Source organism: Amycolatopsis sp. NPDC104587, assembly GCF_055583645.1.
This window is the reverse complement of the sequence record NZ_JBVJNO010000014.1, coordinates 82826-98018: the sequence shown is the minus strand read 5'-3', so window position 1 is coordinate 98018 and position 15193 is coordinate 82826. Positions and strand designations below refer to the sequence as shown.

The window sequence follows — 15193 nt, the reverse complement described above, 5'->3', positions numbered from 1 at the left end:
GTCCGGGGGACGGCACACTCGATGTCGTGAAGACGGAATCCCTTGCGCACACGGCCATCGAGCCCGGAATCCTCTATTTCGGCACCCCGGTGGTGCTCATTTCCAGCACCAACGAAGACGGCTCGCCCAACCTGGCGCCGATGTCGTCGGCGTTCTGGCTCGGCTGGCGGGCGATGCTCGGGCTCGGGGCGCGGTCCAAGACCGCCCAGAACCTCCTGCGCACCCGGGAGTGCGTGCTCAACCTGCCTTCGGACGCTCTCGCCGGGGCGGTCGACCGGCTCGCGCTGACCACCGGGTCCGATCCGGTGCCCGCCGGCAAGCAGGAGCGGGGATACTTCCACGTCGCCGACAAGTTCTCGCGGGCCGGGCTGACCCCGGTGCCTTCCGAGACCGTTGCCCCGCCTCGGGTCGCCGAGTGTCCGGTTGTGATGGAGGCCGTGGTCGAGGCCGTGCATCCCGTGGCCGACGACGATCCTCGGCAGAAGGGCGGCATCGTCGCCATCGAAGTCCGGGTCCAGCGGGTGGTCGTGCACGACTCGGTCAGGCTGGACGGGCACGCCGACCGCATCGACCCGGACGCCTGGCGGCCGCTCATCATGAGCTTCCAGAAGCTTTACGGGCTGGGGCCCCAGGTGCACCCGTCGACGCTGGCCCGGATTCCCGAGCGGATGTACCGGGGGCCGGACATCGAGCGGGCCCGGGCCGTTTAGTCACGCCGCGGTCAGCTGGGAAAGCACCGGCCCCAGCGTCTTGATCCCCGCCGTCACCGCGGCTCGCCCCTTGGCCGAGCTCACCAACGGCTGCTGGGTCAGCAACACCACGACGAACCGCCCGCCCACCACACCGGTCGTGTTCAGCACCAGTGCGTTGCGCAGGATCATCCACCCCTGCTTGATCTGCCACGACGTCCCCGGCAGGCCGTCCGGAATCCCGAAGTACTGGTCCCAGCCGTCGTCCGCGGGGTTCCGGGCGTCGGCCAACGCCGCCAGCAGCGGGGAAGCCACCTCGTCGGGCACCACGTCCTCGAGGTACGAGTACACCGCCACCACGTCCGACGCGGTCGTCTTCGCCATTCCCCACTGCGTCGGATCCGTGGGCGGTGTGGTGTCCGACAGGCCGATCAGCGCCGCCGTGCGGGTGACGATCTCGGTGCCGCCGTTCTGCTCCCAGAACGCGGAGGCGATCGCGTCGTCGCTGCCCGCGAGCATGTCCGTCAGGTCCTCGACGTCGTCGGCGTCCGGGAGGGCCCACGCGCCCGTCTCGTCGTCGTGGACCTCGTCGATCGCGATCAGGAGCTTGACCACCGACGCCGTGTAGTACGGCTCGTCGGCGTCCTGGGACGCCAGCACCTTGCCGGACCGGCGGTCGTACAGCACGAACCCCATGGTCGTGCCGCGTGACGCCGCCGTCACCGCGTCCGAGACGTCGGACGCCACCGAGGAAAGGTCCGGGTAGGGAGCGGCGGACGAGGTCGGCGGGGGAGAGGTGACCAGCGTGGGCGAAGGAGTGGGCGACGCCGTGGCGGCCGCCGGGGTGACCTCACGCCCGCCGGCCGCCACCAGGAGCCCCGCCGTCAGTGCCGCCACCGTGAGGCCGGTGCCCGCGAGCACCCAGCCGATCCGTCTTCCCATGCCTGGTCAACGCCCCGCCGGTGCCCGGCGGCAGCCGGAACCACCTGTCCGTTTGCTGTGTCTTGCTGTGGGGACGCTGTGGTCGCGTACCTTCGCGTCGTGAGCGACTTGCGGATCCTGGTGGTGGGCGCCGGTGCGACCGGCGGGTACTTCGGCGGACGGCTGCTGCGGGCGGGCCGGGACGTCACGTTCCTGGTGCGACCGGCGCGGGCGAAACTGCTGCGGGAACGCGGCCTGCGGATCACCGGCCTCGGGGAAGACACCGTGCTGGAACCGGCCCTCGTCGAAACCGGCTCGCTGGACGAGACCTACGACCTCGTTCTCCTTACTGTCAAAGCAACCGGCCTGACCTCTGCCATCGACGATTTCGCCCCCGCGGTCGGCCCGGAGACGCTGATCCTGCCGTTCCTCAACGGACTCGCGCACCTCGACGTCCTCGACGCGCGGTTCGGGAAGGCCGCCGTGCTCGGCGGGGTCGCCAAGGTGCAGACCACGCTCGACGACGACGGCGCCATCCGGCGGCTCGGGCCGCTGCAGAACCTGGCCTACGGCGCCCGGACCGAACCCGCGCCGGCCCGGCTCGCCGACGTCGACGCCGCGCTGCGCGACGCCGGCTTCCCGGCTTCGCTCGACGAGCGGATCACCGGGTCGATGTGGGCGAAATGGGTGTTCATCGCGGCGATCGGCGCCGTGAACAGCCTGCTGCGGGGCACCACCGGGGACGTCGTCGCCGTGCCCGGCGGCCGGGAGTTCGCCGAGGCCGTCGTGGCCGAAGCGGCCGCGGTCGCCGAAGCCGCCGGGTACCCCGTGCCCGCCGCGGAGCTCGAGGCCACGCGCCGGATCGTCACCGATCCCGGGACGGGTGGTTCTTCGTTGTACCGCGACCTGCTGGGCGGTCACCCGGTCGAGGGAGAGCAGATCTTCGGCGACCTCACCGCGCGTGCCCGTGAGCGGGACGTCGCGGTGCCCTTGGTGGACCTGGTCACCCTGCAGCTGCGGGTGTACCAGCACCGCATCGGGTGAGCTGGTCACCGAGGGCGCTTTGCCCGCACAGTCCCGGGGATCGTGGTCTTTCGGGCACCCGGGTGGCGGTGCCGACGCGCGGACATGCGGCACTGCTAATCTTCGTCAAGAGAGTTGCTTGAGGGTTTGACCGCTTGGGTTCGCACAAGAAGCAGCGAGGGGAAATGGCGGACAGGTTCGAGTTCGTCCTCGGGGTCGTCGAAGCCCTCGTCGTCGGTCGGGCGACCGGCGGCGACGTCCGGCGGTACCCGTTGCGCGCCGGGAACCTCCCGGCCGACCCGGTGCGGTTCGTCGGGGTCGCGCGTCAGGTCTACGACGCGCTCGAGGAGCGCCGGCTTTCGGTTTCGGGCGAGCTGCACCCGGGGGTGCGGACGGCGTTCGAGCTGCTCGCCGAGCCCCGTGTTTCGGTTGCCGTGAGCGGGATCGACGGCCTCGGCGCCGACGTCGCCGTCCTCGTGGTCACCGACGGCGCCCAGGCGCTCGGCGTCACCCAGGCCCCGGACACCGACGACCTGCTGTTCTCGCTCTTCGCGGACGAGGAGCTGGTCGAGGTGGTCACCGGCGTCCTGCCGCCGGCCCCGGCCGCGACCACCGGCAAGCACGTCGTGCACCGCGCCGCCGGGCGCGAGGTCTCGGCGATGACGGCCAAGCGGATCGCGGACGCGGAGTTCGACGAAGAAGAGACCGACGCCTTCGGCATGATCGAGGTCAAGGCCGTCGTCCGGCCGGGCCGACGTCCGCCGGCGCCCAAGCAGTCCGACGTCGCGGTGCTGGAGCGGGTGCTCGCCGAGCCGCGGCTGGGCGGCGGCCACATCGCCGTCACCGCGCAGGGCCGGCACGGGGAGCGGGTCGCGGGTGAGCCGCTGAGCTGGCTCGACACCGCCGACGGCCGCTACCTCGTGCACACCACCACCGGCGAAGCCGGGGAACTGACGGCGGAGTACACGCCGGCGGGGCGGGCCGACCTCGCCCGCGCCATCCGCCGCGCGATCGCCGCGGTCTACTGACCGGGAAGGAACAGCCCTGATGACGGAAGAGACCGAGGCGACCGCCCAGGCTCTCCAAGCGACGATGCAGCTGCAGTCCGCGACGACGCCCGAGACGAAGGCGCTGGCCGCGGTCCGGATCGGTCTCGCCGGTGCGCAGCTGAAGCGGCTCGCCCAGAGCGGCGGCTTCGCCATCGACGACACCACGGGCAACAAGCTGATCGAGGCCCTCGAGGGCGTGCTGGAGTCGCTCGAGCAGCGCTGGGCCAACCTGCAGCGCCTGCACGACGCGCCGGCGATGAGCCGCACCGCGACCGGGCAGTGGGTCTCCGCGCACATGGTCAGCACCGCCGCCGACGAGAACGGCCTGGTCACGCAGCTGCAGGCCGCCCGGCAGGAGTTCCCGACCTACATCGAAGCCATCAAGCTGGCCAAGCAGAACTACAAGTCGCGGGAAGAGGACACGCAGGCGAAGATCGTCGCGCTCCCGACCGCCGACCAGAGCTGAGGGAGACCGTGGCAGCCACCGCCGAGTCCGTGTCGGACCCCTCGTCCCCGGACTACAACCCGCGCAGCCCGCTCTACGACGTGACGGCAGATTCGTCGTCGAAGTACTACGTCGGGCCGCTGACCACGGACAAGTCGCCCTCGGGTGACGAGATCCGCGAGATGGCGACCAAGCAGATCGACGACGAGATCCGGGCCGGCTGGCTCGGCCCGGCCGTCGACCCGGTGCTGCGCGACAAGAAGATCCAGGAGCTGTACCAGCAGCACCTGGACGACGCGAAGCACGGCCTCGACGAGGGCCTCACCATGCGCGAGAACGGTGGCGCGCCGAAGACCCTGTGGGCCAACGCCAGCCACGAGCAGATGAACGAGGCCATCACGCGGGACGCCAACCCGGCGACCGTCGCGGAGACCTCGGAGGAGTGGGTGCGCGTCGGCAACGACCTGGGCACGCACCAGAAGAACCTCGGTGACGCGATCAACGCGAGCACCAGCAACTGGCAGGGTGACGCCGGCGACGCCGTCCGCGAGCACCTCGCCGGGGTCGGCAAGTGGCTGGGCGCGACCGCGCAGGGCGCGACGCTGGCCGGGCGCCAGCAGGAGATCCACTCGCAGACGCTCAACGAGACCCAGCGGCAGATGGCGGCCAACCCGCCGGTGCAGTTCGACCTGCAGAGCACCAACCAGCGCCTGATGTCGATGACCGACCCGGTGCAGTACGCGGCGGCGGCCGGCGAGGCCATGCAGACCTACCGGGCGCAGACAGCCGCGCGTGACCACGCGGCGCAGATCATGACGCAGTACGACGAGACCATCGGCGGCGCGGTCGCGACCCCGCGGTTCCCGGCCCCGCCGAAGCTGCCCTCCGCCACCGCGACCAACCGCGACAGCATGGCCCGGGGCTCGGGCGGGGCGGGCTCCGGCGGCGCCGAGCCGCTGACCGCGCGCACCGCCATGGACCGGGCTTCGGGCGCGACCGACGGGTCCGTGGCCGGGTTCGACGGGGTCAACGGCCCCGGCGGCGCGGGCTCGGGTGCGGGCGGCCCCGGTTCGGGCATTCCCGGCGGCGGGCCGGGAGCCGGCGGCTCCGGCTTCTCCGGCAGCGGCATCCCCGGCGACGGCTCGGGCGGTCCCGGTGCAGGCGGCTCCGGCCCGGGCGGTTCCGGGTTCTCGGGCGCGGGCATCCCCGCCGCCTCGGGCGGGGGTGGCGCGGGTGGCTCGGGCGCCGGTGGTGGGGGCTTCAACCCGCCGAACTTCGACATGCCGAACACGCCCGGCGGCGGCAGCTTCTCCGGCGCCGGCATCCCCGGCTCGTCGATCCCGCACCCCAGCGACACGACGACGACGTCCGGCTTCTCGCCCTCGGGCATCCCGAGCGGCGGCGGGCCCGGCGGCAGCGGGTACACCCCGCCGAACATCCCCATCCCGGACATCCCGGGCGGCGGCCCCGGCGGCATCCGCGGCGGCAGCCCGATCCCGGGCTTCACGCCGCCGGGCATCGACCCGATCACCGGGCTGCCCACCGGTCCCGGCGGGATCGGCGGCACGGGCGGGATCGGCGGCGGCAAGCTGCCGACCATCGGCCGCGGCGGCGGGATCAACGGCGAGAGCATCGCGAGCCGGCTCGGCGGGATCGGCGGTGGCGGCGCGGGCGGCGGCGGTTCCCTCGGGGGGATCGGCGGTGGCGGCGCGGGCGGCGGCGGTTCCCTCGGGGGGATCGGCGGCGGCACCGGAGGCGCCGGGGCCGGCGGGGCGAGCGGGCGCGGCGTCGGCAACCTCAGCGGTGGTGCCGCGTCCGGCGCGGCCGCGGAGGCCGAAGCGGCGGCGGCGCGCAACGCGGTGTCCGGCCGCGGCGCGGCCGGCGCGGCGGGCCAGCCCGGCATGGGCGGCATGGGCGCCGGCGCCAAGGGCGGTAAGAAGGAAGACGACAAGGAACACAAGGCAGCCGCCTACCTCGAGAGCGACGACCCGAACTTCTTCGCGGGCGAAGAGGCGGTGGCGCCCCCGGTGATCGGCGACTGGAAGAACCAGGATTGGAAGTGAGCGCATGACGGCGGGCGGCTTCGAAGTCGAGCCGGACGACCTGGTTGCGCACGCGAGTCACGTGGACAGCCTGATCGACCGGCTGAACACGGCGGTTTCGGCGGCGGACACGGCGATGTCGGACCACGCGTACGGGCTGCTGTGCGCGTTCCTCCCGCCGATCATCCGGCCGACGGGGGAGCAGGCGAAGGACACCCTGAACGCGTCGATCGAAGGTGTGCAGGGGCTGTCGGACAACGTCCGCACGGCCGCGCAGTCCTATCGCGACGGTGAAGAAGGCAACGCGCAGCCGTTCGAGCGTCAGCTCTCGGCTTCGCCGCGCACGGCGGAAGAAAAGGTGAAGGCATGACAGGCCCGGGTACCAACGGCCTGGGGGATCTGATGCGGGATCCGGACGAGACGATTCGCCGGATGGACGACTGGGCGGCCGGGTTCGCGGCGAAGGCCGAGCGCTATCAGGCCGCGCAGGAGCAGACCGAACGGCTGCGGCTCACCGCGTCCAGCTCCGACGGCGCGGTCAGTGTCACCGTCGGCGCCGACGGCACCGTCACCGACCTCACCTTCAGCAACAAGGTCAAGTCGTTCCCGCTCGAGGAGCTGTCCCGGCAGATCCTGACCACGATGCGGCGGGCGCAGTCCGGCATCGCCGAGCGGGTCGCCGGCGTGATGAGCGAACAGCTCGGCGACGAGGACCGCGAGACGCGCTCGGCGCTGCTGGACTCGCTGCGCGGCCGGTTCCCCGACCCGGACGAGCCGGACGAGCCGCAGCCGCCCGCCGAGCCGGGGCCCGTTCCGCCCGCCCCGGCCGGGGGCGCGGCGGTTCCGCCGGCGCCGTCGGCCCCGCAGGCTTCGCCGCCGCCGCGGCGCCCCGCCGCGGCGGACGACGAAGACAACAACCCGTGGTGATTCGGTTCGCCCCGTACGTCAGGAAGGCCGTTTAGTGGCGAACCCGCTGGTCGCGGAGACGAAAGATTCGACGAAGGCGTACTCGGGCGTTTCGCTGCTGGAGACGGCGTTCGACCTGAAGTCCGCGATCGAAAGCGGTGACTGGGCCGCCGTCGCGATGGGGGCCGTCGGGACCGCACTCGACGCCCTCTCCATGGCGATGGACCCGTTCGGCGCGGTCCTCGCGGCCGGTGTCGGCTGGCTGATGGAGCACGTCGGGCCGCTCAAGGAGGCCCTGAACGGGCTGACCGGCAACGCCGACGAGATCGCCGCGCAGGCCGAGACCTGGAAGAACGTCGCGGCCGAGCTGGGCAGCATCGGCGAGGACCTGACCGGCATGGTCAAGGCCGACACCGCGTCCTGGACGGGCAACGCCGGCGACACCTACCGCCAGCGCGCCCAGGACACCGTCACGCTGCTGGAAACGGCGCAAAAGGGCTGCGAAGGCGCTTCCAGCGGGGTGAAGACGGCCGGTGAGGTCGTCGCCGCGGTCCGCGCGCTGGTCCGCGACATCATCGCGGAGCTGATCGGGCACCTGATCAGCTGGGCGCTGCAGGTGGTGTTCACCCTCGGCATCGGGCTCACCTGGGTGGTGCCGCAGGTGATCGGCGCGGTCGCGAAGACCGCGTCGAAGATCGCCGATCTGGTGAAGCGGCTGGTCACGGCGCTGAAGGCGCTGATCCCGCTGCTCAAGCGCGCCGGCGACCTGTTCACCGACGCCGCCAAGGCGCTGCGGAAGATCAAGCCCGGCAAGGGCGCGCCGCCGCCGAAGCACGCCGACATCAACGGCAACCCGAAGGGCCTGGACGGGCCCAAGGGCAAGGGCGGCCCGGACGCCCCGCCGGCCAAGACGGACCCGCCGCCGGCCTCGAAGGGCCCGGACGACAGCACCCACTCCTCGGGCGCCAAGGGCGACCCGCCGCCGAAGACCGACCCGCCGCCCGCGTCGAAGGGCCCGGACGACACCCCCAAGAGCCCGGACCCGACGCCGGACGGCGGGGGCACCGGCCCCTCGGGCGCCGGCAAGGGCGGGGGCGGCAAGAGCCCCGACAGCACCAGCCCGTCGTCGAACAAGCCGGACAACCCGCGTGACCGCGGGGTCGGCGGCGACGACCGCGTCTGCAAGTCCGACCCGATCGACGTCGCGACCGGCGAGATGGTGCTCGCCCAGGCCGACGTCGACTTCCCGGGCCCGCTCGCGCTCGTGCTGGAGCGCACCCACGTCTCCTCCTACCGCGCGGGCCGGCTGTTCGGCGCGTCCTGGGCGTCCACAGTGGACCAGCGGCTGGAGCTCGACGACGAGCACGCCTGCTACTTCTCGCCGGACGGCATGATCCTCGTCTACCCGCTGCCGGTGCGCGGCGGTGATCCGGTGTTCGCGCTCGAAGGACCGCGCTGGACGCTGGCGATCGACGACGAGACCGGCGAGTACGTGCTCGACGACCCGGCGCAGCGGCGGTCGCTGGCCTTCGCCGCGCCGTCCGGCCCCGCCCCGGCGCGCGGCGTGCGCGTCCTCCCGGTGACCCGGGTCGAAGGCGGCGACGGGCGCACGATCGAGGTCACCCACGACGAGGCCGGGCAGCCGCTGTCCTGGCTGCACTCCGACGGCTACCGCGTCGACCTGCGCATCGAGGGCGGCCGGCTGCGCGAGCTGACCGTCGTCGACGTCGAAGGCACGCTGGCCGTGCCGGTCACCTCCTACGGCTACGACGACCGCGGCCGGCTCGCCACCGTGGTGAACTCCTCCGGCCGGCCGATGAAGTACGACTACGACGTCGAGGGCCGGATCACCGGCTGGCAGGACCGCAACGGCGCCTGGTACCGGTACGTCTACGACCAGGCGGGCCGGTGCGTCCGCACCGTCGGCGACCAGGGGTTCCTCGACGGCGGCTTCAGCTACGAGCCGGGTGTCACCCGGCACACCGACTCGCTGGGCCACACCTGGACGTTCGAGCTGAACGCGCTGAACCAGGTGGTGCGCGAGACCGACCCGCTCGGCGCGGTCACCGAGCTCGTCCACGACCGCCACGACCGCCTGCTCGCGCGCACCGACGCGCTGGGCCGCACGACGTCGTTCACCTACGACGCGCTGGGCCGCCCGACCGCGGCGATCCGGCCCGACGGGTCGGTCGTCGAGCTGAACGTGGACCCGGCGCAGCCGTTGTTCGCGACCGTGACCGACGGCCCGCGGACGTGGGTGCGCGAGTACTCCGGCGAGCTCGGCGAGGAAGTGCCGGACCTGGCGACCCAGCAGGTCGGCGTGGCCTACGAGTTCGACTACCAGCGGCTCGAGCCGCTCGAAAGCGGCGGCGAGGAGCACCGAGACTTGTTCGGCCGCCCGCGGGTGCGCCGCGACGTCTTCGGCGGCCAGGTCCGGTTCGAATGGACCGTGGAGGGCCTGCGCGCGGCGCGGACCGGGCGGACCGGCGAACGCGAGCAGTGGCGCTACGACGCCGAGGGCAACGAGATCGAGCACGTCGACGCCGTGGGGGCGGTGGACCGCGCCGAGTACGGCCCGTTCGGCCTGCGCACCGCGAGCGTCGACGCCGCCGGCGCAAGGACGGTGTACGGCTACGACACCGAGCTGAGGCTCACGTCGGTGACCAACCCGCTCGGCCTGACCTGGCACTACCGGTACGACCCGGTCGGCAGGCTGGTCGAGGAACGCGACTTCGACAGCCGCGTGCTGCGCTACCACTATGACGCGGCCGGCCAGCTGACGCGCTCGGTCAACGGCCTGGGCGAGGCGGTCGACTACACCCACGACCCGCTCGGCAACGTGGTCCGGCGCCAGACCCCGACCGGCATCACCGGGTTCGCCTACGACCCGCTGGGCCGGCTGGTGCGGGCCGTCGAGGGTGACGTCGTCCTCGAGTTCGAGCGCGACGAGCAGGGCCGGGTGCTGCGCGAGACGGTCGACGGCCGCAGCGTCCAGCTGACCTACGCCGACAACGGGTCCGTCGTCGCGCGCCGGACGCCCTCGGGCGCGGACAGCCGGTGGACGCTCGACGCGGCGGGGAACCCGGCCGCGCTGGCCTTCGCCGGCCACGACGTCCGGTTCGAGCACGACCCGGCCGGGCGCGAGGTGCGGCGGACGGTCGACGGCGCGTTCGAGCTGGCCCAGACCTTCGACGCGGGCGACCGGCTGACCGGGCAGCTCGTCTCCACCCCGAACGGCACCTTGCAGCGGCGCCGGTTCGACTACCGCCCCGACGGCTCGCTGACCGCGGTCACCGACGCGGCCGGCGTCACCCAGTACCGCTACGACGCGGCGGGCCGCGTGGTCGAGGTCGCCGCCGTCGACCACCGCGAGAACTACCGCTACGACGCCGCCGGTTCGGTCGTCGAGACCACCGTCGACGGCGCGTGGCCGGTCGACGCGGAGACGGGTCCCCGCCACTTCGCGGCCAACGCGCTGACGGCCGCGGGCGCGGTCGGGTACGTCCAGGACGCGCAGGGCCGGCTCGTCGCCCGGCACGTCCAGAGCCCCGGCGGGGTCCTGACCTGGACCTACCAGTGGGACGCGGTCGACCGGCTGATCGGCGTCCGCACGCCGGACGGCACGCAGTGGCGCTACCGCTACGACCCGATCGGCCGCCGCATCGCCAAGCTGCGGCTCGCGGCCGACGGCAGCGTCGCCGAGCGGGTCGACTTCGCCTGGGCCGACACCCAGCTCGTCGAGCAGGCCCACAGCGACGCCACCGGCCGTTCCCAGGTGCTGACCTGGGAACGGCACCCCGGCGACGACCGCCCGGTCGCGCAGGCCGAGCGCACGGCGGACGGCTGGCGGCTGCAGGCCGTCGTCACCGACCAGATCGGCTCGCCGGCGGAGCTGGCGGAGCCGGGTGGCGGCCTGTCCTGGCGGGCCCGGTCAGGCCTGTGGGGCAAGGTCGTCACGGCCGGCGGCACGCCGCTGCGCTTCCCCGGCCAGTACGCCGACCCGGAGAGCGGCCTGCACTACAACGTCTTCCGCTACTACGACCCGGGCACCGGCCGGTACCTCAGCCAGGACCCGCTCGGGCTGCGCCCGGCGCCGAACCCGGCCGCCTACGTCCCGAATCCGCTGGCCGCGGTCGACCCGCTGGGCCTGATGCTGACGTCGCCGTGCGGGAAGCCGATCACCGGCACGCCCGGCGCCGGCGGCTCGCGGCCGCCGAAGCGGCCGGGCAGCGACCTCGGTCCCGGGTCGACCGGGCGGCCGGCGAAGAAGCAGAACGTGCCCACGTCCGCGACCGGCCGCACCGAGAAGCAGGGCGGCGGCACCGAGGGCGGCCGCTGGGACGACTCGCCGGGCAAGAAGAAGTACGGCAAGGGCGACTCCAACAACGACCGGAACCCCCCGGGCGACGGCGAGCTCACCGACGTCGAGGACCTCAACAAGGCCAAGGACACCAGCGGGCTGTCGCCGGAGCTGCAGAAGCACCTGGACGACAACAACATCAACCCGAAGGCGAAGTGGGTCAAGGGGCACCTCGAGAACGACAACATCGGCGGCCCCGGCGAGTCGCACAACATGACGCCGCTGACCACCAAGGCCAACAGCGCGCACAAGAACGGCATCGAGAGCAGCGTCAAGGAGCTGATCGGGCGCACCAACAGCGAGGCGTGGCAGAAGGCGGGCATCGACAACGTCGGGATCAAGTACCACGTCAAGGTCTCCGACGAGTTCAAGTTCCCGAACTCCTCCAACCCGTTCGAGCGCTCGATCCGCGACCACCTGGTGATCAAGGCCGAGTACACGGGCATCGACCAGAACGTGCTGGACACGATGCGCCGGAACGGGATGAACAAGCTGCCGGAGCTGCCGCCCGTGGGCACCAAGATGGACACCATCACCGGCGTGTACACCACGCCGTCGGGGGAGATCTGGAAGAAGGGCACCAAGGGGCACGACTTCAGCTCGCTGGGCCTGAGCGGCAACGGGCACTAGCGGGGTCGACGTCTCGACAGACGGCTTCCGGGGGTCGACACTGGGCCGATGACCGGCCTGATCACCGGAAGCCGTGTCCGGCTGCGGCCCGCCGCAGCCTCGGACGCCGCCCGGTTCGAGGAGATCCTGTCGCATCCCGAAGTCGCCCGCTGGTGGGCCGACGCCGAGGAGCCCGTGGCCGCCCAGGTGTCCTACCTGCTGGACCCCGACGACGGCACCACGACCTACGCCATCGAACACGACGACGTCGTCGTGGGCATCGAACTCGCCTTCGAGGAGGCCGACCCGCAGTACCGGCACGCCGGGATCGACATCGCCGTGCACCCGGACTTCCAGCACCGGGGCCTCGGCTCGGACGCGATCCGGACGCTGGCCGAGCACCTGTTCACCGTGCGCGGGCACCACCGGGTGGTGATCGACCCGGCGGCGGACAACAAGTCCGCGATCCAGCTCTACCAGTCGCTCGGCTTCCGGCCGGTCGGCACGATGCGCTCCTACGAGCGTGGTCCGGACGGCAACTGGCACGACGGGCTGCTGATGGACCTGCTGGCCGAAGACCTCGTCCCGGCGTTCGCCGGCTCGTGAGCACCCCGGCTCCGGCCGACGCGGACCGGCAGCTGCGGCGGGTCGCCGTGGCGAGCGCGATCGGGACCACGATCGAGTGGTACGACTACTTCATCTACAGCACGGCGACGGCGCTCGTGTTCGGCAAGCTCTTCTTCACGACCCTCTCGCCCGCGTCCGGCACCCTGGCGGCGTTCGCGACGCTCGGCGTCGGGTTCCTGGCGCGGCCGGTCGGCGGAATCCTCTGGGGCCACTTCGGCGACCGCGTGGGCCGCAAGGCGATGCTGGTGCTGTCGCTGCTCCTGATGGGGGTGGCGACCGTCGGGGTCGGCCTGCTGCCGACGTACTCCGCGATCGGGGTCTGGGCGCCGATCCTGCTGCTGGTGCTGCGGCTGCTGCAGGGCCTGAGCGCGGGCGGCGAGTGGGGCGGCGCGGCGCTGATGGCCGTCGAGCACGCGCCGGAGGGGCACCGCGGGCGGTACGGCGCGTTCTCGCAGATCGGCGTGCCCGCGGGGTTGATCCTGGCGCAGCTGTTCTTCTTCGTCCTCGGCCGCACCATCACCGACGCCCAGTTCGCGGCGTGGGGCTGGCGGGTGCCGTTCCTGGCGAGCATCGTGCTCGTCGGGGTCGGCCTGGTGATCCGGCTGCGGATCGAGGAGACGCCGGTGTTCGCGCGGCTGCGGGAGTCCGAGGCGCGCAGCAGCCGGCCGATGGTCGACGTCTTCCGCGAGCGCCCGCGCGCGCTGCTGGTGGCGTCGGGCAGCTTCATCGCGAACACCGCGATCGGGTACATCTTCCTGGCGTACCTGCTGTCCTACGGCACTTCGGTGCTGAAGATCGACCGCACCACGTTGCTGGTCGTGGTGATCGTGGGCAGCGTGACGTGGCTGGTGAGCATCCTGGTCACGGCCGCGTGGTCGGACCGGGCCGGCCGCAAGCCGGTGTACCTGGCCGGGTCGGTGCTGCTGGTCGTCTGGCCGATCCCGTTCTTCCTGCTGGTGGACACGAAGGCCGCGGTCTGGCTGATCGTGGCCGTGGTGGTGCTGAACGTCGGCCTCGGCGCGACGTACGGGCCGCAGTCGGCGTTGTTCGCGGAGCTGTTCGAGCCGCGGTACCGCTACAGCGGCGCGTCGTTCTCCTACGCGGTCGGCGCGGTCCTCGGCGGCGGGTTCGCGCCGTTGATCGCGACGGCGTTGCAGACCTCCACGGGGACCTCGTTTTCGGTGTCGCTCTACCTCGTCGCCGTGGCGGTGCTCAGCTTGGTGGCGGTGCTGTTCATCCCGCGCTCACAGCCGGTCTAGCCGGACCGCGGCGGCCATCCGCTCGTACCCGGCGTCGCCGGGGTGGAGGTGGTCGCCGGAGTCGTAGGCCGGCAGCATCCGCAGCGGGTCGGCCGGGTCGCGGACGGCGGCGTCGAAGTCGACGACGCCGTCGAACACCCCGCTGGTGCGGATGAACGTGTTCACCGCGGTCCGGGTCGCTTCGAGGGTTTCGTCGTAGACGCCCCAGCCCTTGAACGGCGTGAGTGTGCCGCCGAGGACGCGGATGCCGCGCGCGTGCGCCTGCGCCACCAGCTGGCGGTAGGCCGAGGTGATCGCGGCCGGGTCGGTCTGGTGCGGGTCCTGCTGGATGTCGTTGATGCCTTCGAGCACGATCAGCGTCCGCACTCCGCCGACGCTCAGCACGTCGCGGTCGAAGCGGGACAAGGCGTTCTGGCCGGCGCCGGAGCCGGGCACGTCGAGCAGCAGCCGGTTGGCGCTGATGCCCGCGTTGAGGACGCCGAAGCGGCCGTGCAGGCGGTCGGCGAGGTAGTCCGGCCAGCGGTGGTTCGCGCCGGAAGCCGAGCCGACGCCGTCGGTGATCGAATCGCCGAGCGTCACGATCGAGGCCTCCGCGCCGCCTTGGACGTCGACGCCGGAAACGTAGTGCCAGACCGACGTCTGCTCGGTGTAGGGCGCGCCGGACTCGCTACCGGCGAAGTCCCCCGCGCGGGTGAAGTACGACGTCTGCGCCGCGGCCGGGTGGTAGGTCACCGGCCCGGACTTGGTGGGCACGTAGGTGGTGACGAGCAGGTTCGTGTCGGCGGGCACCCGCAGGCCGACCGCGTCGCTCAGCGCTTCGCCGCCGGCCGGCACGACAACGCTCGCCGCGCCGCCGAACGTCAGCGACCGCAGGGTGCCCGGCACCGCGTGAGCGCCGGCGCCCTGCACCGCGATGGTGACGTGCCCGAAAGTCAGCGGGGAAGCGCCGAAGGCGTTGGAGAGGTGGACGCGGGTCCGGCTGCCGCCGGCGCTCGTGTGCACGACGTTGCGGATCGAGAAACCCGGGTAGCCGTCCGGGGTGTTGGCGACGGCGGACGCGGGCGCCGCGGCCCACGTGCCGACCCAGCCGCCCACGGCGTGCTCGGCGACGACCGGGAAGGCGCTTTCCGGATTCGCGCTGCCGGACGTCGTCAGGATGCCGAACCCCGTCAGGACAGCCGCGCTCACGGCGAGGAAGCGTCGCATGTACTCACGGTGGCGTGGTTGCGACGACCGAGGGACCGCTGATCAGGTGAGCGAGGT

General features: G+C 72.6%; 12 protein-coding genes. 10 read left to right on the top strand and 2 right to left on the bottom strand.

All coding sequences use genetic code 11. From position 1 onward, the window contains the following. Nucleotides 1–26 precede the first annotated feature (26 nt). Nucleotides 27–710 carry a flavin reductase family protein gene (locus ACZ61C_RS36375; protein ID WP_465312443.1) on the top strand — a complete coding sequence of 228 codons (684 nt, stop codon included), beginning with the start codon at nt 27–29 and terminating at the stop codon, nt 708–710. Here the strand turns inward: ACZ61C_RS36375 and ACZ61C_RS36370 are convergent, their stop codons facing one another. Next, entirely contained in the window at nt 711–1631 is a 921-nt protein-coding gene (locus tag ACZ61C_RS36370) for a hypothetical protein (protein WP_465312442.1), read from the bottom strand. It lies immediately after the preceding gene. A gap of 99 nt (nt 1632–1730) precedes the next feature. On the opposite strand from ACZ61C_RS36370, the gene ACZ61C_RS36365 reads away from it, so the two are divergent. The 9 genes from ACZ61C_RS36365 (at nt 1731) to ACZ61C_RS36325 (ending at nt 13930) form a co-directional block, all read left to right on the top strand. Beyond that, a complete protein-coding gene (locus tag ACZ61C_RS36365; RefSeq protein WP_465312441.1) occupies nt 1731–2654 on the top strand; it encodes a 2-dehydropantoate 2-reductase in 924 nt (307 codons plus the stop codon). 164 nt (nt 2655–2818) lie between these two features. Further along, on the top strand, nt 2819–3661 hold the full coding sequence (locus ACZ61C_RS36360) for an ESX secretion-associated protein EspG (RefSeq protein ID WP_465312440.1): 843 nt from the start codon (nt 2819–2821) through the stop codon (nt 3659–3661). Nucleotides 3662–3680: 19 nt separating this feature from the next. Continuing rightward, entirely contained in the window at nt 3681–4148 is a 468-nt protein-coding gene (locus ACZ61C_RS36355) for a hypothetical protein (RefSeq protein WP_465312439.1), read from the top strand. 8 nt (nt 4149–4156) lie between these two features. Beyond that, nucleotides 4157–6190, top strand: a complete 2034-nt coding sequence (locus ACZ61C_RS36350) for a hypothetical protein (RefSeq protein ID WP_465312438.1) — start codon at nt 4157–4159, stop codon at nt 6188–6190. Nucleotides 6191–6194: 4 nt separating this feature from the next. Further along, nucleotides 6195–6539 carry a type VII secretion target gene (locus ACZ61C_RS36345; RefSeq protein WP_465312437.1) on the top strand — a complete coding sequence of 115 codons (345 nt, stop codon included), beginning with the start codon at nt 6195–6197 and terminating at the stop codon, nt 6537–6539. Next, nucleotides 6536–7096 (top strand): YbaB/EbfC family nucleoid-associated protein, encoded by a 561-nt coding sequence (locus tag ACZ61C_RS36340; RefSeq protein WP_465312436.1) that lies wholly within the window; start codon nt 6536–6538, stop codon nt 7094–7096. Before ACZ61C_RS36345 ends, ACZ61C_RS36340 begins: the two co-directional genes overlap by 4 nt. A 34-nt stretch (nt 7097–7130) precedes the next feature. After that, nucleotides 7131–12065: a DUF6531 domain-containing protein gene (locus ACZ61C_RS36335; protein WP_465312435.1), complete on the top strand. Its 4935-nt coding sequence runs from the start codon at nt 7131–7133 to the stop codon at nt 12063–12065. A gap of 48 nt (nt 12066–12113) precedes the next feature. Then, entirely contained in the window at nt 12114–12650 is a 537-nt protein-coding gene (locus ACZ61C_RS36330) for a GNAT family N-acetyltransferase (RefSeq protein WP_465312434.1), read from the top strand. After that, nucleotides 12647–13930: an MFS transporter gene (locus ACZ61C_RS36325; protein WP_465312433.1), complete on the top strand. Its 1284-nt coding sequence runs from the start codon at nt 12647–12649 to the stop codon at nt 13928–13930. Before ACZ61C_RS36330 ends, ACZ61C_RS36325 begins: the two co-directional genes overlap by 4 nt. Here ACZ61C_RS36325 and ACZ61C_RS36320 read toward each other — a convergent pair. Continuing rightward, the gene (locus tag ACZ61C_RS36320) at nt 13916–15136 is read right to left on the bottom strand and encodes an SGNH/GDSL hydrolase family protein (RefSeq protein ID WP_465312432.1); all 1221 of its coding nucleotides are present in this window, start codon (nt 15134–15136) and stop codon (nt 13916–13918) included. The genes ACZ61C_RS36325 and ACZ61C_RS36320 overlap by 15 nt on opposite strands. Between the last annotated feature and the right edge of the window lie 57 nt (nt 15137–15193).